16 protein-coding genes and 1 riboswitch are annotated in these 19,228 nt (G+C 68.9%); of the genes, 9 read left to right on the forward strand and 7 right to left on the reverse strand.

Translation table 11 applies throughout. The annotated features are described in order from the left end of the window. Window positions 1-27: 27 nt before the first annotated feature. The 6 genes from J8403_RS25365 to J8403_RS25390 form a co-directional block, all read right to left on the reverse strand. The gene (locus J8403_RS25365) at window positions 28-1,173 is read right to left on the reverse strand and encodes a tryptophan dimethylallyltransferase family protein (RefSeq protein WP_211125176.1); all 1,146 of its coding nucleotides are present in this window, start codon (window positions 1,171-1,173) and stop codon (window positions 28-30) included. Window positions 1,174-1,515: 342 nt separating this feature from the next. Next, window positions 1,516-2,862, reverse strand: coding sequence for a cytochrome P450 (locus tag J8403_RS25370; RefSeq protein ID WP_211125177.1), 1,347 nt, complete (start codon window positions 2,860-2,862; stop codon window positions 1,516-1,518). A 9-nt stretch (window positions 2,863-2,871) separates the two neighbouring features. Next, a complete protein-coding gene (locus J8403_RS25375; protein ID WP_093462412.1) occupies window positions 2,872-3,462 on the reverse strand; it encodes a GTP-binding protein in 591 nt (196 codons plus the stop codon). Next, window positions 3,437-3,808, reverse strand: a complete 372-nt coding sequence (locus J8403_RS25380; protein ID WP_093462411.1) for a DUF742 domain-containing protein — start codon at window positions 3,806-3,808, stop codon at window positions 3,437-3,439. Before J8403_RS25380 ends, J8403_RS25375 begins: the two co-directional genes overlap by 26 nt. Next, window positions 3,805-4,206, reverse strand: a complete 402-nt coding sequence (locus J8403_RS25385) for a roadblock/LC7 domain-containing protein (protein ID WP_059145176.1) — start codon at window positions 4,204-4,206, stop codon at window positions 3,805-3,807. The genes J8403_RS25380 and J8403_RS25385 overlap by 4 nt, the downstream gene beginning before the upstream one ends. Then, complete coding sequence (locus tag J8403_RS25390; RefSeq protein ID WP_211125178.1) at window positions 4,203-5,360, reverse strand: sensor histidine kinase; 1,158 nt, start codon at window positions 5,358-5,360, stop codon at window positions 4,203-4,205. Before J8403_RS25390 ends, J8403_RS25385 begins: the two co-directional genes overlap by 4 nt. Window positions 5,361-6,011: 651 nt before the next feature. Here J8403_RS25390 and J8403_RS25395 point away from each other — a divergent pair. The 9 genes from J8403_RS25395 to J8403_RS25435 all read left to right on the forward strand — a co-directional run bounded on the left by J8403_RS25395 (window position 6,012) and on the right by J8403_RS25435 (window position 16,557). Then, window positions 6,012-7,289: a cytochrome P450 family protein gene (locus J8403_RS25395; protein WP_211125179.1), complete on the forward strand. Its 1,278-nt coding sequence runs from the start codon at window positions 6,012-6,014 to the stop codon at window positions 7,287-7,289. A 146-nt stretch (window positions 7,290-7,435) separates the two neighbouring features. Continuing rightward, a complete protein-coding gene (locus J8403_RS25400) occupies window positions 7,436-8,452 on the forward strand; it encodes a LysM peptidoglycan-binding domain-containing protein (RefSeq protein ID WP_211125180.1) in 1,017 nt (338 codons plus the stop codon). 255 nt (window positions 8,453-8,707) lie between these two features. Continuing rightward, window positions 8,708-8,877: riboswitch (cyclic di-AMP (ydaO/yuaA leader) on the forward strand. Window positions 8,878-8,884: 7 nt separating this feature from the next. Then, the gene (locus J8403_RS25405) at window positions 8,885-9,589 is read left to right on the forward strand and encodes a LysM peptidoglycan-binding domain-containing protein (RefSeq protein ID WP_211125181.1); all 705 of its coding nucleotides are present in this window, start codon (window positions 8,885-8,887) and stop codon (window positions 9,587-9,589) included. Window positions 9,590-9,815: 226 nt separating this feature from the next. Next, window positions 9,816-11,096 carry a phosphopyruvate hydratase gene (gene eno, locus J8403_RS25410; RefSeq protein WP_211125182.1) on the forward strand — a complete coding sequence of 427 codons (1,281 nt, stop codon included), beginning with the start codon at window positions 9,816-9,818 and terminating at the stop codon, window positions 11,094-11,096. A 118-nt stretch (window positions 11,097-11,214) separates the two neighbouring features. Then, on the forward strand, window positions 11,215-11,697 hold the full coding sequence (locus J8403_RS25415; RefSeq protein ID WP_211125183.1) for an FtsB family cell division protein: 483 nt from the start codon (window positions 11,215-11,217) through the stop codon (window positions 11,695-11,697). Window positions 11,698-11,765: 68 nt separating this feature from the next. Next, the gene (locus J8403_RS25420) at window positions 11,766-12,314 is read left to right on the forward strand and encodes a DUF501 domain-containing protein (RefSeq protein WP_211125184.1); all 549 of its coding nucleotides are present in this window, start codon (window positions 11,766-11,768) and stop codon (window positions 12,312-12,314) included. Next, window positions 12,311-13,270 carry a Ppx/GppA phosphatase family protein gene (locus tag J8403_RS25425; RefSeq protein WP_211125185.1) on the forward strand — a complete coding sequence of 320 codons (960 nt, stop codon included), beginning with the start codon at window positions 12,311-12,313 and terminating at the stop codon, window positions 13,268-13,270. Before J8403_RS25420 ends, J8403_RS25425 begins: the two co-directional genes overlap by 4 nt. Before the next feature lie 395 nt (window positions 13,271-13,665). Continuing rightward, the gene (locus J8403_RS25430) at window positions 13,666-15,045 is read left to right on the forward strand and encodes an NAD(P)/FAD-dependent oxidoreductase (protein WP_211125186.1); all 1,380 of its coding nucleotides are present in this window, start codon (window positions 13,666-13,668) and stop codon (window positions 15,043-15,045) included. A gap of 198 nt (window positions 15,046-15,243) precedes the next feature. Then, on the forward strand, window positions 15,244-16,557 hold the full coding sequence (locus J8403_RS25435) for an SAM-dependent methyltransferase (RefSeq protein WP_211125187.1): 1,314 nt from the start codon (window positions 15,244-15,246) through the stop codon (window positions 16,555-16,557). 76 nt (window positions 16,558-16,633) lie between these two features. Here the strand turns inward: J8403_RS25435 and J8403_RS25440 are convergent, their stop codons facing one another. Beyond that, window positions 16,634-19,177: an ABC transporter permease gene (locus J8403_RS25440; protein WP_211125188.1), complete on the reverse strand. Its 2,544-nt coding sequence runs from the start codon at window positions 19,175-19,177 to the stop codon at window positions 16,634-16,636. Window positions 19,178-19,228 lie beyond the last annotated feature (51 nt).

Consider the following 19,228-nt stretch of genomic DNA (forward strand, 5'->3'; position numbering starts at 1 on the left):
TTTCGTTGTTCGGTGTCTCGGCGGATGTCACAGCCGTGCCCGCACCCGGTCGCGGGTGGGGACCGTCTCGCGGGGCGGCCGGGTCCGGTACGCCTCGGAGGAGACGTAGACGGTCACCCGCTGCGGCCGGCCGCGCTCGTGGACGAGCGCCAGGTAGGCGATCAGGCCCACCCCGTCGCCGAGGGGGCGCGGGCTCACGGCGGCCAGTGCCCGGTCGAGCGCTGCACTGTCCATGTCATGACTGCGCAGCACGGCCGCGGCCCGTTCCCGGGCCTCGCCGTCGTGCCGGACGTAGTCGCGGACGGGCACGTGGAGGGTGTATCCGCTGGGCAGTCCGGTTGCCGTCTCCGTGAAGGAGTGGCAGGTGAGGGCGGGGCGTCCGGTGAGCCGGTCGGCGTCCTCATCGGCGGTGAGGTCGTCGGCGGCGGGGAGGTCGCCCGCGGTGCGGAAGAACTCCTCCAGCAGTTCCCGGCCCGGTGCGGGGGACATCCGGGGGAGGGAGCCCGCCTCGCTGGGGGACAGGCCGGGGTGCTTGAGGTAGACCTTCACCCGCGGGGCGTCCCAGTCGCCGAGGTCCAGGGCGAAGAACGGGAAGCCGTCCGCCCGGGGCAGCGAGTCGAACGCCTGCCGATGGCCGAGCCTGGCCAGCGCCTCGCGTACCGTCTCGGCGGCCCGGTCGGCGCCGTTCGCCGAGGGGTTGAGGTAGACCTTGACCCCGGGGACGCCGCCGGGGCGGAGCTCCAGGGCGCACCACAGGGCCAGCGGGCCCTCGGGGGAGTGGGGGAAGAACAGGTCCTCGAGCCGGTCGAGCTGGTCGGTCGAGAACCCCCAGCGGTCCGCCATGGCATGGATCGCCTGCAGACCGGCCCGGCCGTTCTCCGCGAGGTCATCGCCTAGGGAGCAGCCCGGTTCCACCAGGACCCGCAGGTCCGGGGCCCGGCCCGGAAGGAAGGCCAGGGAGAACTCCACGGGGCTGTGGTCGTCGGACAGAAAGGTCCGTGACGGGGGCGGCAGCGACAACGGCCGTCCGGCCGAGGTGCCCAGACTCTCGATCAGTACCCCTGTGTAGGCGGCCGCATCGGCCTCGCTCAGCCCCGCCACCTGGCACAGCCGGGTCAGCTGACCCGTGGCGAGGTCGCCGAGCAGCGTCTCACCCGAACGGAAACCGTTCATCGAACCTCCCGCTGAATCGAGAGGAACGGCAGTTTGGGTTTGTGTGGCGGGGTTATCGGGCGGTCATGCCCCACGAGAAGATACCCGCCCCGTGGGGCGGGTATCTCGGCTCCCATCGCGTGTGCTTCCGCGAAATTAGGGTAGGTGTTCGATTGGCCGCGGGGGTGGTGCGGTCGGGATATGAGTGAAACCGCGGATCGTCGACCGACAGTGGTGTCGTCGGCGGCGGGAGACCTCACGACAGCTCCTCTTAGGAATGGGCCAACAAAAATTGCGCGATAGTGCCTACCCGTTCAGTTGAACATTCATGCGGTATGAAATGGGTTCCGGATGTGGTGTGGATCACGCTCTCCACCACGAGAGGAACGAACTCCACAAGCCGCCCTTCTCCTGCTTATTCTGGGCGTGGCCGCGATGGTCGCCCGTCGGGATCTGTTGCTGTGCAACGGGCTGTTTGTCCGTACGTATCGGAGTGAATCGGGCAGGCAGTGCGGTCAGTCCGCGGTTGAACGGACCGGGGCGCCACGTCAGGCTCGACTCGGGCACCGCGAGCTCAATATCGGGCAGCTGATTGAGCAGTTTTTCGATGGCCACCACACCGATGAGCTGAGCGGTGTCCTTGGCCGGGCAGGCGTGCGGACCCGCGCTCCAGGCGAGGTGTGCCCGCTTGCTGAGCTGCTGCCGGGAGGCCGACAGCGCGGGGTCGGTGTTGGCCGCCGCGATGGAGACCAGCACCAGATCGCCCGCCCGCAGCCGGGTCCCGGCGAAATCCACGTCGGAAACCGGGTAATGGGGGGCATAGTTGGACATCGGCGGGCTGTTCCACAGCACATCGTCGAGGGCGTCCTCGACCAGCAGCCCGGCTCCCGCGTACCGCTCGTCGGAGAGCAGCAGGAGCAGCGCGTTGGCGATGAGGTTCCGCTGCGGCTCGGCGCCGGAACCCAGCAGCAGGACCAGCTGGTGAACCATTTCCTCGTCGGTCAGCTGGGAATGGTGCTGCATAAGCCAGGAGGTGACATCTTCCCCGGGCTGCCTGCGCTTCAGTGCGACGAGTTCGCTGACGCTCTGGCCGAGCACCTCGTTCGCCTTCTCCGCATTGATTCCGTCGAAAATCCCGGAAATGCCGAAGATGACCCGGTCGCCGATTTCCGCCGGGCATCCGAAGAGCTCATTGAAAACAAACAGCGGCAGCAGTTTGGCATAATCATTGAGCAGATCGGCCGAGCCGCGGGCGATGAACTGGTCCATCAGATAGTCCGCGACCCGCTCGACATGGCGGCTCAGTCGATGCGTATCCACCTTGGCCAGGCTGTCGGTCACCGCCTGACGCAGCCGCATATGCTCGGCGCCATCGGTGAACATGCAGTTCGGCCGGTATTCCAGCAACGGGACCACCGGATTGTCCCGGGTGACCTTGCCCTCGTTGTAATCGCGCCAGCGGCGCGAGTCCTTCCGGAAGGTGTCGGGGTTCTGCAGCAGCTGAAGGGCCGCCGAGTAGTCCGTGACCAGGGTGGCCTCGACCCCCGGGGAGAGCTCGACCGGTGCGGCCGGGCCGTACGAGCGCATATACGTGTAATAGGCACCCGGATCGGCGGCGAACTCCGGCCCGTACAGCGGCACCCGCTTGCCACTGCCATGGGCGGGGCAGCCGGGTGGTGGCACCGCCGAGAAATCCGATTGCATGTTCATCAGGTGCTCCTAGCGGGTACGTTCCTGTAGGTAACGGACAAGCGCCATCAGGGCATTGGCCGATGACTTCTCGTCACGTGCGTCACAGGTGACGATGGGGGTCTCGGGCAGCAGATCGAGCGCCTCGCGCAATTCCTCGTCGGGGCGGGTCGGCGTGCCGTCGAAGTGATTGACGGAAATCGCATAGGGGAGTCCGTAGTGCTCCACCAGGTCGATCACCGGGAAGGATTCCTTGATGCGTTCGGGATCGACGAGGATCAGTGCCCCGAGAGCGCCTCGGGTCATGTCCTCCCACACCTGGACGAAGCGTTCCTGTCCAGGCGTGCCGAAGAGATACAGGACAAGTCTCTCGCTGAGCGTGAGACGGCCGAAGTCCATGGCCACGGTGGTCGTGGTCTTGCCTCGCGTGCCCATCAGGTCGTCGACGTGGGCCCCGGCCTGAGTCATCCGCTCCTCGGTGCGCAGCGGAGGGATCTCGGACATGGTGCCGATGAACGTCGTCTTTCCGACCGCGAAATGCCCCACGACCAGGATCTTGGCCGCGATCTGCACCGCTTCGTTCAGATAGACGCCGTCATCCGAAACGGGCCTGGAGCCCATCCAGCACCTCCTGAAGGAGCGAAACGTCGACAAGCTGCGCGGGAGGCGCGGGGGCACGGGTGATGAGGTACCCGTCCGATGAGAGATCGGACAGCAGTACCTTCACGATGCCGATCGGGAGCCCCATATGCCCCGCTATCTCGGCAACCGAGAGATAACCACCCGCGCACAGCTCCAAGAGCCTGCGCTTCTCCGGATCAAGATGACTGGGAGGTCTCTGTTCGGAGGCGGTGACCAGCGTGATCAGGTTGAACTGGTCATTCTCCGGGAGCCCTCGACCGTTGGTGATGACATACGGTCGCACTAATTGAGCGGACTCGGGCTCCTGCTCGCCTGGTGCCGTCATGCCTGAATACCGCTGTTTTCGCGAGGTGGTGTGGTCAGCGCCTTGCCGAGTTGCCCGACAAGCTGCTGCATCCGGAAGGTGATGTCGGCCATGTCGACATCCGGGGCGGAGGAGACCGCCAGATACGCGCCCTCACCCGCGGAGATGAGGAAGACCCAGCCACCGTCGAACTCGACCAGGGTCTGGCGCCATGTCATATGGGTGCCACCGCAGAAGCCGGCCATGGTGCGGCTGAGCGACTGGATGCCGCTCATCGCCGCGGCAACGGTGTCGGCCTCGTCCTTTTGGACCTCTTGAGAACGGGCCATCAGCAGACCGTCGGCGGAGACCAGGATCGCATGACGAGCCCCTGGTACTTCCAGGGCGCTCTCAAGCATCCATGACAGGTCGTTGTTCACTGAGGATCATGCCCTTCCCTGTTCGGGTTTGCTGAGCGTCCGGACTGCGTCCCGCGCTGGAACGCGCCCATGATCGAAGCGGCTTCCTCGCTCGTCCGGGCCGGGGCACTGGTGGAGTCTGCTCTGGGAACGATGGAAATCGACCCCTTACGGCGACGTTTGGGCAGGCCCCCGGCGGTGGCACCGCTGACGGTCGAACCGCTGACGGTGGAACCGGTCATGGTGGAACCGCTCGCCTGCGGCTGCTCGGCCGCGGCGGGAACGTGGGTCGTCGGCTGCTCTTCCGGCTCGGGCATATTGGTCAGAAGGTCCTCGGGGAGAAGCACGACCGCGCGTACACCACCGTAGGGAGAGGCCGAATCGACGGACACCGTGAAGCCATAGCGCGCGGCGAGCACACCGATCACCGCGAAACCGAACTGCGGCGGATTGCCGAGTCCCGTTACACCGGTGGCGTGCGTGGCCGAGAGCAGCTTGTCCGCCCGGTTCTTCTCCTCCTCGTTCATACCGACACCGGCGTCGTCGATGATGACGCAGACGCCCTTGGGGACGGTGCGGATGGTGATGTCGATCGGCGAGTCGGGCGCGGAGTAACTGGTCGCGTTGTCCAGAAGCTCGGCCAGCGCCAGCGCGACCGGTTCCACGGCCCGGCTGACCAGAGCGAAGTTGCTCTGTGAGCGGATCTCCACCCGGGTGTAGTGACGGATGCGGCCCTTGGCGCTGCGGACCACGTCGTACACCGACGCGACCGCGCGCTGCCGGCCCAGCCAGCCGTCACACAGCACCGCGATGGACTGTGCGCGCCGCCCGAACTGCGAGTTCATGTGGTCGATCTCCAGGAGGTCCTGGAGAAGCTGGTGCTCGCCGTATTTGTCCTGTGTCTTGGAGATCGCCAGCTGCTGCTCGTTGGCGAGGCCCTGAAGCGTACGCATAGCGGACTTCAGCGCGCTCTTGGTGGCCTCCTCGGCGCGGTTGTGAGCCTCCTGCACCGCGTCGGCGTAATTGTTCTCGAGATCGGCCGCGCGTTTCTCTAGCTCCGCCTTCTCCTGGCGCAGATTCGCTCGCGCCTTTCGCCCGCGCACAATGGCGGTTGCGGCGAGAGGCGTGCCGGCGATCAGGGCCCAGAGCGCTGGATCCTGTAGATATTGCGTCATTGAGACTCTCTTTAAACGACTAGACCGCCAGGGACTTTAGGGAGGTGTGGTGCGTTATGCGTCTGGAATGTTCCTGAGCAGCGGTAAGTCAGCGCCCGTACGGCGCCCGCGGGTTCCGGGGACATCGCACTCGTCTTGCCGGCGGCAGCGCGCAGGCGTCGGTGCGCCGGAACGGCTCCATATGCCCAACTGGCGGCATAATGCTCCTCAGAGTGGGGATCCTCTCGGCTGATGTGCCGGATCGCCGTGTGTCTTACGCGCCCTTGGCTCGCCTGGCAAGCGCGGTGATCGTATCACCGGTATCACTGGGCCCCGTGCATGTGCCCCAGTCCCATTCGTTCACCTGACGTCGTTTCAGCCACACCGCCAGTTCACCGCGTTGACCGACGTCAGGGCATGTCCCGGGGGTTCGTATCGGGGCGGCGCGGGCAACCGCCGAACGGCGGTCGCAGCCATCAGATATCCGGGCATTCGACCCGCGCTGTGCGTGGGTGGTGAAGGGTGTGTGGAGATGAATGGGGAATTCCGCCGGACATTCATCCCGGTCATTACTCTCTTATTCTCTTTGTTCTGCTTATTCACTTATTTCTCGTGTTGCCCGTTACTTCCGACAGGCCGGAGGGGGTGACGGGTCGCGGGTATCGTCGGGGCGTGTCGGAACAGCCCCGTGACAGCTCCGCTCCCACCCTCTTCACCTGGGAGTTCGCCACCGATCCCTACCCGGCGTACGCCTGGCTACGCGAGCACGCCCCGGTGTACCGGACCACGCTGCCCAGTGGTGTCGACGCCTGGCTGGTGACCCGTTACGCCGATGCCCGGAAGGCGCTGGCCGATCCCCGGCTCTCCAAGAACCCCCAGCGGCACAGCGCGGCGGCCCACGCAAAGGGCAAGGTGGGCATTCCCGGCGAACAACGTGCCGATCTGATGACACATCTGCTCAATATCGACCCTCCCGACCACACCCGGCTGCGGCGGCTGGTCTCCACGGCGTTCACCCCGCGCCGGGTGGCCGCGTTCGCCCCTCGGGTGCAGACCCTCACCGATCAGCTCATCGACGCCTTCGAGGAGAGGGGAGAGGCGGACCTCATCCATGAGTTCGCCTTCCCTCTCCCTATTTATGCGATCTGCGATCTGCTCGGGGTGCCGCGCGAGGACCAGGACGACTTCCGGGACTGGGCCGGCGCGATGATCCGGCACGGCGGAGGCCCGCGCGGCGGAGTGGCCCGCGCCGTGAAGCGGATCCGCGCGTATCTGGGCGAGCTGATCCACCGCAAGCGCCTGGAGCTCGTGGAGCGGAGGGAAGAAGAGGACGGGGAGGATCTGATCTCGGGGCTGATCCGGGCCGGCGACCACGGGGAGCACCTCACCGAGAACGAGGCCGCGGCCATGGCCTTCATCCTCTTGTTCGCCGGCTTCGAGACCACCGTCAATCTCATCGGCAACGGCGTCTACGCACTCCTGCGCCATCCGGAGCAGCGTGCCGTCATGCAGCGGGCCCTGGAGGAAGGGGACGAGCGGCTGCTGGCCGCCGGGGTCGAGGAGCTGCTGCGCTACGACGGTCCCGTGGAGATCGCCACCTGGCGGTTCGCCACCGAGCCGCTCACCCTCGCGGGGCAGCGCATCGCCGAGGGGGAGCCGGTGCTGGTGGTGCTCGCCGCGGCCGACCGGGACCCCGAGCGGTTCGCGGAGCCCGATGTGCTCGACCTCACCCGCCGCGACAACCAGCACCTCGGCTACGGCCACGGCATCCACTACTGCCTCGGCGCCCCGCTGGCTCGGCTGGAGGCGCAGACCGCGATCGCCACCCTGCTGCGGCGCCTGCCCGGGCTGCGGCTCGCGGCGGATCCGGAGGATCTGCGGTGGCGCGGCGGGCTCATCATGCGCGGGCTGCGCACGCTCCCGGTGACCTGGAATTCCGCGGACCACTGAGGCGTCCAAGCCCCTTTCGTACGGACATTGGTGACGAATGATCAGCCGTGTGACCTCGGCGTGACCTGGGATACATCGGCTTGTGATGATCGAGTGCCCTCGCTATGTTCACCGGCAACCGAGTTCGCCATAGAGAGGGCAATCGCATGCGTTCCGGTAATGGTCGACACCGTCGCCCCCGTCAGGCTCCGGCCATCATCGTCGCGGCGGGGGTCACGGGAGCGAGCATCGCCCTGCCCCTCTTCGGGGCCTCGGGCGCCCAGGCCGCCGACACCGCCACCTGGGACCAGGTCGCCGAGTGCGAGAGCGGCGGTATGTGGAGCGCCAACGAGGGCAACGGCTTCTACGGCGGGCTGCAGCTGACCCTCGACATGTGGAAGGACTACGGCGGCACGGAGTACGCCCCGCGCCCCGACCTGGCCAGCCGTTCCCAGCAGATATCCGTCGCCCAGTCGATCCTCGGCGACCGCGGCCCCGACGCCTGGCCGAGCTGTGCGCTGGGCGCCGGGCTCACCGACGGCTCCGGCGCCCCCGATGTGAACCCCGGCGGCACGGCCACCCCCGACCAGGGGACCGGCCGGGGCGAGGCGGGGGACCGGGGCCGGGACGGCTCCTCCTCGCCGGAGGCGGACCGTTCGGGTACGTCCGACGGCACCGGTGAGCCGGATTCGTCCGGATCGACCGAGGAGCCGGAGGTCCCCCACACCTCCAAGTCCCCCGACGGGCTGGACGGCTCGGCATCGGGCACCCGGACGCCGGGGGGTTCGGCCTCGGACGACCCGGCATCGGACGGCTCGAACGGCTCGGGCGACTCGGCGTCGGACGGCTCGAAGGGGTCCTCGGCGGATCCCTCCGCCGACCCCTCGCCCTCCGGCCGCCACCGCGGCTCCCCGGACGCCGGGGAGCGGGCCGATGACGGCGGCGCGGCGGACGGCCAGCCCTCCGGCCGCCACGCTTCGCGGGGCGCCGCGGACCGCGACCAGAGCCCCGCGGGCGACGATTACACTGTTCGCCCCGGTGACAATCTGTCAGGGATCGCCGAGGACCGGAATGTGGCCCGAGGTTGGGAAGGGCTCTACGAGAGCAACGAGGAGCTCATCGGAATCGACCCCGACCTGATCATCCCTGGTCAGCGACTTGACCTCTCCATCAGGGAGCAGTGATTCGGGGGGAATTGCCCGATCTGGTTCCGGTGAGACATACATCTCGTCACAATTTCCGGGCCACACCTCCTGTCCGATCTCTCCTCACCCGGCCCTACCTGCGCCGATGTGGGCCGGGTGAGATCAATTACAGCCCCATTCGCTGCCCTTGGGGTGTTTGAACGTTCTCGGGAGGTGTGTTTAACGTCTTTCCGCTCGCCACCGCGAGCACCGTCGATCGTCACGCCGAATCCTGCCGGCGGTCGGGGGGAATCCGACGCGTCAGCGCCGAAGGCAGGAGCGGGGGACCCAAGGTAGGTGCCGAGTGGCCTGTGGACACGGGCTCGTCGGCTAGGGGTGAAGCCGGGCGCGATCACATCGCGACCGGCCGGGCAACTCACGTCCGAACCCGACAGCTCACCTCGTAGGCGTCGGTGAGGAAACGAACCAACGATGCTGAAGTCCAACGGGAAGCACCGCCGTCCCTCCAAGGCCACCCGTATCGCCGCGCTCACCGGTCTCGCCGGTGCCGCCGTGGCCGCGCCCCTCATCGGGGCGACCTCCGCCTCCGCGGCCACCAGCTCCCAGTGGGACCAGGTCGCGCAGTGCGAGGCCGGTGGCAACTGGTCGATCAACACCGGCAACGGCTACTACGGCGGCCTGCAGTTCTCGAGCTCCACCTGGGCCGCGTACGGCGGCACCGCCTACGCCCCCACCGCGGACAAGGCCAGCAAGAGCCAGCAGATCCAGATCGCCGAGAAGGTCCTCGGCAGCCAGGGCAAGGGCGCCTGGCCGGTCTGCGGCAAGGGTCTGACCTCCGGCGGCAGCCCGTCCGCGCCCTCCGCGCCCTCCGCGCCCTCCGCGCCCTCCGGTTCGCAGGACCAGCCGTCGGCCTCCACCAAGTCGGCGCCGGCCGCCCAGCCTGCCCAGCCGAAGGCGCAGCCGCACTCCGCGCCCGAGCGCGCCACGCGTGAGCAGCCCCGTGGCCCGATCAAGAAGGGTGACGGCGAGTACAAGGTCAAGTCCGGCGACACCCTCGGCTCGATCGCCAAGGAGCACCACGTCAAGGGCGGCTGGAAGAAGCTCTTCAAGCTGAACGACGACATCGTGGAGAAGGCCGACCTGATCTACCCGGGCCAGAAGCTCCACCTCGGCTGAGCCGGGTGAGCACCTGAGAGCCGAGCCCCGGTCGGGCGTGCCGCCCCTATGGCGCGCCCCGCCGGGGCTCCCCCATGACCGGATTCATCAGAAATCTGGATATGTGATTCGGAATCTGGCTTTTTGTGTCACGCCCCTGTCTCGTGGGGCGGGCGAACGCGGGGTGCAGCCCTCCGGGCCCGTTAGGCTCGTGCTGCTACCGCAGACCCATACGAAGGAGAACCTCGTGCCGTCCATCGACGTCGTCGTAGCTCGCGAGATCCTCGACTCGCGAGGCAACCCCACGGTCGAGGTCGAGGTCGGCCTCGACGACGGCAGCACCGGCCGTGCCGCCGTTCCGTCCGGCGCCTCCACCGGCGCCTTCGAGGCCCTCGAACTCCGTGACGGCGACAAGAACCGCTACAACGGCAAGGGCGTGGAGAAGGCCGTCCTCGCCGTCATCGAGCAGATCGGCCCCGAGCTGGTCGGCTACGACGCCACCGAGCAGCGCCTGATCGACCAGGCGATGTTCGACCTGGACGCCACCCCGGACAAGTCCTCGCTCGGTGCCAACGCCATCCTCGGCGTCTCCCTCGCGGTCGCGCACGCCGCCTCCGAGGCGTCCGACCTCCCGCTCTTCCGTTACCTCGGCGGGCCGAACGCGCATCTGCTGCCGGTCCCGATGATGAACATCCTCAACGGCGGGTCGCACGCCGACTCCAATGTGGACATCCAGGAGTTCATGATCGCGCCGATCGGCGCGGAGTCCTTCTCCGAGGCCGTGCGCTGGGGCGCCGAGGTCTACCACACCCTGAAGTCCGTGCTGAAGGAGCGCGGCCTGTCCACCGGCCTCGGCGACGAGGGCGGCTTCGCGCCGAACCTCGGCTCCAACCGTGAGGCCCTCGACCTGATCCTCGAGGCGATCAAGAAGGCCGGCTACCAGCCGGGCCAGGACATCGCGCTCGCGCTGGACGTCGCCGCCTCCGAGTTCTACAAGGACGGGTCGTACGAGTTCGAGGGCAAGTCCCGCACCGCCGCCGAGATGACCTCGTACTACGCCGAGCTGGTCGCCGCGTACCCGCTGGTCTCCATCGAGGACCCGCTGAACGAGGAGGACTGGGACGGCTGGAAGACCATCACCGAGCAGCTCGGCGACAAGGTCCAGCTGGTCGGCGACGACCTCTTCGTCACCAACCCCGAGCGGCTCTCCCGCGGTATCGAGAACGACACCGCGAACGCCCTGCTGGTCAAGGTCAACCAGATCGGCTCGCTGACCGAGACCCTGGACGCCGTCGAGCTGGCCCAGCGCAGCGGCTACAAGTGCATGATGTCGCACCGCTCCGGTGAGACCGAGGACGTCACCATCGCCGACCTGGCCGTCGCCACCAACTGCGGCCAGATCAAGACCGGCGCCCCGGCCCGCTCCGAGCGGGTGGCCAAGTACAACCAGCTGCTGCGCATCGAGGAGATCCTCGACGACGCCGCGGTCTACGCGGGCCGCTCGGCCTTCCCGCGCTTCAAGGGCTGACCCGCGTACGTCCTCAAGTAGCAGACACGTCTGACACCCGTCCCCGGCCGCGGTCCCGTACCGTGACCGGGGACGGCGTTACGCGTCACTCAAGCGAAGTCATCATCGGGGAGGCGACGTGCCGGCGGATCGCGAACGGTTCTCCACCGCGACCAGGCTCAAGGCGCTCGGCGAACATGCCGCCGCCCGGGTCTACCGGGTGCGGACCAAGCGCCGCCGGGGCCGGCTGACCGGCCGCGCGGCCCTGCTCGCGCTGGTCGTCTGCTCCCTCGTGGTGGCGCTCGCCTACCCGATGCGGCAGTACATCTCCCAGCGCTCCGACATCGCCGAGCAGCGGAGCGAGGCCCAGCGCGCCCGCGAGGACGTGAAGAAGCTGCGGGAGCGGAAGGCCCGGCTGCGCGACCCCGCCTACACCGAGCAGCAGGCCCGGGAGCGGCTGCACTTCCTGATGCCGGGGGAGACCGGCTACAGCATGGTGGACGGCAGCGGCGCCACCGAGCGCTCCACCGACCAGGGCGCGGCCGGCCGCCCCTGGTACTCCAACCTCTGGGACGCCGTGGACACGGCGGACGCGGCGGGGGCGGGCAGCGCGCGCCGCTGAGGCGCCGCGCTGTGGCCGCCGGTCGCACCCGGTGACGAATCGAAACGAAGAAGAAGAACTTCCCACTCATGGATACGCCCCCGCCCCAGACGGAGCCCACCGCGCCCACCGACGCGGACATTCACGCCGTACGGGAGCAGCTCAGCCGTGTGCCCCGGGGTCTGCGTGCGATCGCGCACCGCTGCCCCTGCGGCAATCCGGACGTCGTGGAGACCGCGCCGCGGCTCGAGGACGGTACGCCCTTCCCGACCCTCTATTACCTGACCTGCCCGCGCGCCGCGTCCGCGATCGGCACGCTGGAGGCCGAGGGCGTGATGAAGGAGATGACGGCCCGGCTGGCCTCCGATCCCGAGCTCGCCGCCGCCTACCGCGCCGCCCATGAGGACTACATCGCGCGCCGCGACGCCATCGAGGTGCTCCAGGGCTTTCCCAGCGCGGGCGGGATGCCGGACCGGGTGAAGTGCCTGCACGTCCTGGTCGCCCACGCCCTCGCGGCCGGGCCCGGGGTCAATCCGCTCGGGGACGAGGCGTTGGCGATGCTGCCGGAGTGGTGGCGCAAGGGCCCGTGTGTGAGCCTCTGCGGGGCCGAGGACACGGGCCGGGAGGAGAGCGCATGACCCGCGTCGCCGCCGTGGACTGCGGCACCAACTCGATCCGGCTGCTGGTGGCGGACGCCGATCCGGCCACCGGGGAGCTGAGCGAGCTCGACCGCCGGATGAAGATCGTCCGGCTGGGCCAGGGTGTGGACCGCACCGGCCGGCTCGCCCCCGAGGCGCTGGAGCGCACCTTCGCCGCCTGCCGCGAGTATGCGGAGGTGATCCGGGAGCTGGGCGCCGAGCGCATCCGCTTCGTGGCCACCTCCGCCTCCCGGGACGCCGAGAACCGCGAGGAGTTCGTGCGCGGGGTCGTGGAGATCCTGGGCGTGGAACCCGAGGTGATCACCGGGGACCAGGAGGCGGAGTTCTCCTTCACCGGGGCCACCAAGGAGCTCATGGGCCATGATCATGTGGCCGGGCCGTATCTGGTGGTGGACATCGGCGGCGGTTCGACGGAGTTCGTCGAGGGCGGCGAGGGGGTGCGGGCGGCCCGCAGTGTGGACATCGGCTGCGTCCGGCTGACCGAGCGCCATCTGGTGATCGACGGCCGGATCACCGATCCCCCGACGGAGGATCAGCTCGCCGCCATGAAGCGCGATGTGGAAGCGGCGCTGGACCTCGCCGAGCGGACCGTGCCGCTCACCCGCGCCTGCCGCCCCGCGGACGGCCACGCACTGGTCGGGCTGGCCGGTTCGGTCACCACCGTGGCCGGGATCGCGCTGGGTCTGCAGGAGTACGACTCCTCCGCGATCCACCACTCGCGGATCACCGTCGACCAGGTCCGTGAGATCACCGCGAAGCTGCTCGGGTCCACCCACGCCGAGCGGGCGGAGATTCCGGTGATGCATCCGGGGCGGGTCGATGTGATCGGCGCGGGGGCGGTCATCCTGCTTTCGATCATGGAAAGGACCGGCGCCGAGGAGGTCGTGGTGAGCGAACATGACATCCTCGACGGCATCGCCTGGAGCATCGCCTGAGCGGGCGGAATAACGTATGAGCGGCCACGGACCCCCCTTCGGGGGCCTTCCGTGAACCGCCTCCGAGAAAGTTCGTGAAACTCTTCACATGAAAAAGGCGCCTGGTGGCCGGCCGATGCGGCCCTCCGGGGCGGTTTCGGTGGCCGGGCCCCGTCATTGACCGGATCGTGAGGTGTCAGGGGGGTGTCGCGGGCCCCGGGGCGGACCGCCTGGTCTACTCCCGAGTTCAACCACAAGCCCTGCTCAGAGGGGTCGGGAACGTGCCGATCCGCCTCATGGTTCCCCTCCGCGGATATGGCATCCGTCACGGGGGCGGCGGAGTGTAGCAGATACCGTCACCATGCTTGTGAAGGGGCTCACGAGGTCCCCCTCGGGAGGTGCTGGATACTCGAAACATGAGCACCACGGAGCGTCCCAGGATCCTCGTTGTAGGCGGTGGGTACGTAGGCCTGTACGCGGCACGCCGCATCCTCAAGAAGATGCGGTACGGCGAGGCGACCGTCACGGTCGTCGACCCCCGCTCGTACATGACGTACCAGCCCTTCCTCCCCGAAGCTGCGGCCGGCAGCATCTCCCCGCGCCACGTCGTGGTTCCGCTGCGGCGCGTGCTCCCCAAGGCGGAGGTCCTCACCGGCCGAGTGTCGACCATCGACCAGGACCGCAAGGTCGCCGTCATCCAGCCGCTCGTCGGCGAGACGTACGAGCTGCCCTTCGACTACCTGGTCATCGCCCTCGGCGCGGTCTCCCGCACCTTCCCGATCCCCGGTCTCGCGGAGAACGGCATCGGCATGAAGGGCATAGAGGAGGCCATCGGCCTGCGCAACCACGTCCTCGAGCAGCTCGACAAGGCCGACTCCACCACGGACGAGGAGATCCGCCGCAAGGCGCTCACCTTCGTCTTCGTCGGCGGTGGCTTCGCCGGCGCGGAGACCATCGGCGAGATCGAGGACATGGCCCGCGACGCGGCCAAGTACTACCCGAACGTGAAGCGCGAGGACATGCGCTTCGTCCTCGTCGACGCCGCCGACAAGATCCTCCCCGAGGTCGGCCCGAAGCTCGGCCAGTGGGGTCTGGAGCACCTGCAGAAGCGCGGTGTCGAGGTCTACCTCAAGACCTCGATGGACTCCTGCATCGACGGCCATGTCGTCCTCAAGAACGGCCTCGAGGTCGACTCCAACACCATCGTGTGGACCGCGGGCGTCAAGCCCAACCCGGCGCTGGCCCGCTTCGGCCTGCCGCTCGGCCCGCGCGGCCATGTGGACACCGCCCCGACCCTCCAGGTCCAGGGCACCGACTACATCTGGGCCGCCGGCGACAACGCCCAGGTCCCGGACCTCGCCGTCGGCGAGGGCGCCTGGTGCCCGCCGAACGCCCAGCACGCGCTGCGCCAGGCCAAGGTCCTCGGTGACAACGTGATCTCCGGTATGCGGGGCTTCCCGCAGGGCGAGTACAAGCACGCCAACAAGGGCGCCGTCGCGGGCCTGGGCCTCCACAAGGGCGTCGCGATGATCGTCTTCGGCAAGATGAAGATCAAGCTGAAGGGCCGGCTCGCCTGGTACATGCACCGTGGCTACCACGGCATGGCCATGCCGACCTTCAACCGCAAGATCCGGGTGATCGCCGACTGGACGCTGGGGATGTTCCTCAAGCGCGAGGTCGTCTCGCTCGGTGCCATCGAGAACCCCCGCGAGGAGTTCTACGAGGCCGCCTCCCCGGTCAGCGCCGCCGCCGCGGTCAAGCCGTCGGCACCGGCCGAGAAGGCCAAGGCGTCCTGACCTCCGGGCCGGACCCGCACATCTGACGCCGAGGGCGTCCGCCATCCGTGGGGCGGACGCCCTTTCGTCTGCCCGCCGATGGCCCGCCTTTTGAAGCTGTTTTGCCGATTCCAGACGTGTCGGCGGGACTGTAAAGCGGGTTCCATGGTGTTTACGTGGTGAGTGAATCTTCCTGACTCGCCATCACGGAGGTGTGACATGTCCGACGCCGCTGGGCGGATCGACACCCTGGCCAAGGAGATGCTGGGAGCCCCCCTCCCGATCCGCGTCCGCGCCTGGGACCACAGCGAGACCGGCCCGCCCGGCGCCCCCACCCTGGTCATCCGGCGCCGCCGCGCGCTGCGCCGGCTGCTGTGGCGGCCGGGCGAGCTGGGCCTGGCCCGCGCCTGGGTCGCCGGAGACCTGGATGTCGAGGGCGATCTGTACGACGCCCTGGAGCGCCTGTCCGGGCTGCTGTGGGAGCGCGGCCCCGCCACCGCGCCGCGGTCCCGGCTCAGCACCGGCATCCAGGTGCTGCGCGACCCCGCGCTGCGCACCGCCGCCCGTAAGCTGATCGCGCTCGCCGGGCCCGGGCTGCCGCCGCCCCCGCCCCGTGAGGAGGCGCGGACCGGTTTCGGACCGCTGCACTCCCTGCGCCGCGACAAGAAGGCCATCAGCCACCACTACGACGTCGGCAACGACTTCTACGAACTGGTGCTCGGCCCCTCGATGGTCTACTCCTGCGCCTACTGGGACAGCCCGGACGCGGCGCTCGAGGACGCCCAGCGCGCCAAGCTGGACCTCGTCTGCCGCAAGCTGGCCCTGCGGCCGGGCCAGCGGCTGCTGGACGTGGGGTGCGGCTGGGGCTCGATGGTGCTGCACGCGGCCCGCGAGTACGGGGTGCGCGCCGTCGGCGTCACGCTCTCCGAGGAGCAGGCGGCGTACGCCCGTAAGCGCATCGCGGACGCCGGGCTCACCGACCAGGTGGAGATCCGGGTCCAGGACTACCGCGAGGTGCCGGACGGGCCCTACGACGCCATCTCCTCCATCGGCATGGCCGAGCACGTGGGCTCCGTGCGCTACGCCGAGTACACCGCCATCCTGCACCGGCTGCTGCGGCCCGGCGGCCGGGTGCTGAACCACCAGATCGCCCGGCGCCCCCAGCCGGACGAAGAGGCGTACCACGTGGACGAGTTCATCGACCGGTATGTCTTCCCCGACGGTGAGCTCGCCCCGGTCGGCCGGACCGTCACCCAGCTGGAGGAGGCGGGCTTCGAGGTACGCGATGTGGAGGCCATCCGCGAGCATTACGCGCTCACGCTGCGCGGCTGGGTCGCCAATCTGGAGCTGTCCTGGCCCCAGGCCGTGCGGCTGACCTCCCCGGGCCGGGCCCGGGTCTGGCGGCTCTACATGGCGGCCTCCGCCCTCTCCTTCGAACGCAACCGGATCGGGGTCAACCAGATCCTCGCCGTCCGCACCCCCGAGAGCGGCACGTCGGGGCTGCCGCTGCGCACCCGCGACTGGCGCGGCTGAAACGCGGACGTCCCCGCCCGCCCCGGTGAGGGGGCGGACGGGGACGTCCGGTAACGGCCGGCCGATCGGCTCGCCGCTATTCGGCCTTGATGGCCATCAGCATGTTGAGCTTGGAGGCCCGCCGGGCCGGCCACAGCGCGGCGATGACGCCGACCAGCGCGGCCATCAGCAGGAACAGGCTCATCCGGGCCCACGGCAGCACCAGCTCGTAGGTCGGCAGCTCGGCGGCGATCAGCTCACCGGCCGCCCAGCCGAAGAAGACGCCGAGGCCGATGCCGAGCACCCCGCCGAAGAGCGAGATGACCAGGGACTCCAGCCGCACCATCCGCTTGATACCGGGGCGGTCCAGGCCGATCGCCCGCAGCATGCCGATCTCCTTGGAACGCTCGAAGACCGACATCGCCAGGGTGTTGATGACCCCGAGCACCGCGACGATCACGGCCATGCCGAGCAGCCCGTAGAGCATGTTCAGCATCAGGGTGAAGGCCTTGGCGATCTCGTCCGAGAGGTCCTGCTTGTTCTGGATCTTGATCGCGGGGTTGTCGCCGAGCGTCTTCTTCAGCAGGTCCTGGGTGTCCTGCGTGGCGCCGCCCTTGGTCTTCAGCATCACCTGGAAGTCGGCGACGGTCGTCATGTGCGGGGTGACCGTGGCGCTGTCGAGCATGACGCCGTGGACCATCTGGTTGCCCTCGTAGACACCGCCCACGGTCAGCTTGCCGTTGCTGCCGTCCTCGTAGGTCACGGGGATGGTGGAGCCGACCTTCCAGTGGTTCTTGTCGGCGATCTTGTCGTCGACGAGGACCTTGGTGCCCCCGAGCGCCCCGAAGGAGCCCTCGGTGAAGTCCACGTTCACCAGTTCCTTGATGGCCTTGGGGTCGACGCCCATCAGGGTGTCGGTGTCACCGGCGACCCGGGCCGGGGAGGAGCGCAGCGGGCTGATCGCGCTGACCTCGTCCACCTTGGCCAGGGTCTTGGCCACCTCCGGCGACAGCGGCCGGGTGCCGTCCCCGCCCATGCTGACCACGTAGTCGGACTTCAGTCCGTCGGCGGCCATGTTGTTGATGCCCTTCTGCATGCTCCCCGCGATCACCGTCATACCGGTGATCAGGGTGAGCCCGACCATCAGGGCGGAGGCGGTGGCGGCGGTACGGCGCGGGTTGCGCACCGCGTTCTGCCGGGCCAGCTTGCCGGGCATCCCGAAGATCCGCAGCACCGGGGAGGCGGCCGCGATCAGCGGCCGGGACAGCAGCGGGGTGAGGACGAAGATGCCGATCACCAGGACGGCCGCGCCGAACGCCATCGGGCCCTGGCCGTCGCTGCCGCCCATGCCCGCACCGGCCACCACCAGGGCGACACCGGCCGCCGCCAGGATCGAGCCGATGGTGTTGCGGAGCACCAGACCACGGGTGGTCGGCGCGGCGTGCACGCTGTTCATCGCGGCGACCGGCGGGATCTTGGCGGCGCGGCGGCCGGGCAGCCAGGCGGAGAGCACGGTCACCACGACGCCCACGAGCACCGAGACCAGCACGGTGGTCGGCGCGACGATCAGCGGACCGTCCGGGACGCTGGCCCCGGTGGAGTTGAGCACCGAGCGCAGCAGGGCGCCGATGCCGACACCGGCCGCGAGGCCCACCACGGCCGCGACGGCGCCCACGAAGGTGGCCTCCATCAGCACCGACCGGGTCACCTGACGGCGGGTCGCACCCACCGCGCGCATCAGGGCGAGCTCCCTGGTGCGCTGGGCGACCAGCATGGAGAAGGTGTTGACGATGATGAAGATGCCGACGAAGAGCGCGATCCCGGCGAACACCAGCATCGCGGTCTGCATGCTGCTCATGCCCTCTTCGATCGCCTTGGCCTGGTCCTTGGCGAGCTTCTCGCCGGTGGTGGCCTTGGCCTGCTCGGGCAGGACCTTGTCGAGCGCGGACTTCAGCGTCGCCTGCGAGGTGCCCGCGGCGGCCTTCACGTCGATCTCGTCGAACTGCCCGGGCTTGGCGAACAGCTTCTGGGCGGTGACCGTGTCGTAGAGCGCGAGGGTGCCGCCGGCCGCGACATTGCCGTCGTCGGTGGTGAAGACGCCGACGACCTTCTCGTTGCGCACCGGGCCGTCGACGGAGACCCGGATGGAGTCCCCGGCCTTGTACTTGCCGCGCTCGGCGGTCTTGGAGTCGAGCGCGATCTCACCCGCGGCCTTGGGGGCGCGGCCCTCGGTCATCGTGTACCGCGGGTCCTTGCCGTCGGCCCCCGGGTAGTAGTTGCCGCCGCGGTTGGAGAAGCCGCCGCCGAGCAGGTCGCCCTTCTTGTCGGCGAGGGCGGAGTAGCCGTTCACGACGCCGTAGGCGGAGGCGGCGCCGGGCACCTTGGCCGCCTTGTCGAGCACCTGCTGGCTCAGCCGGGGGGCCTCACCGGGGATGGCGGAGTCGTCGTCCTTCTTGTCCGGGCTGATGGCGACGTCGACGCCCTGGAAGCCCTTCTGGGAGCTCTTCTGGTAGGCGTCGGAGATGGTGTTGGTGAAGACCAGGGTGCCGGCGACGAAGGCCACGCCGAGCATCACGGCGAGCACGGTCATCAGCAACCGGGCCTTGTGCGCAAGCACATTGCGCAGGGCTGTACGGAGCATGGGTGTCAGTCCTGAGGGGTGGGGAGGGGAGTGCGAGGCGGCGAACCGAAA

The organism is Streptomyces yatensis, assembly GCF_018069625.1.
GTDB classification, from domain to species: Bacteria; Actinomycetota; Actinomycetes; order Streptomycetales; family Streptomycetaceae; genus Streptomyces; species Streptomyces yatensis.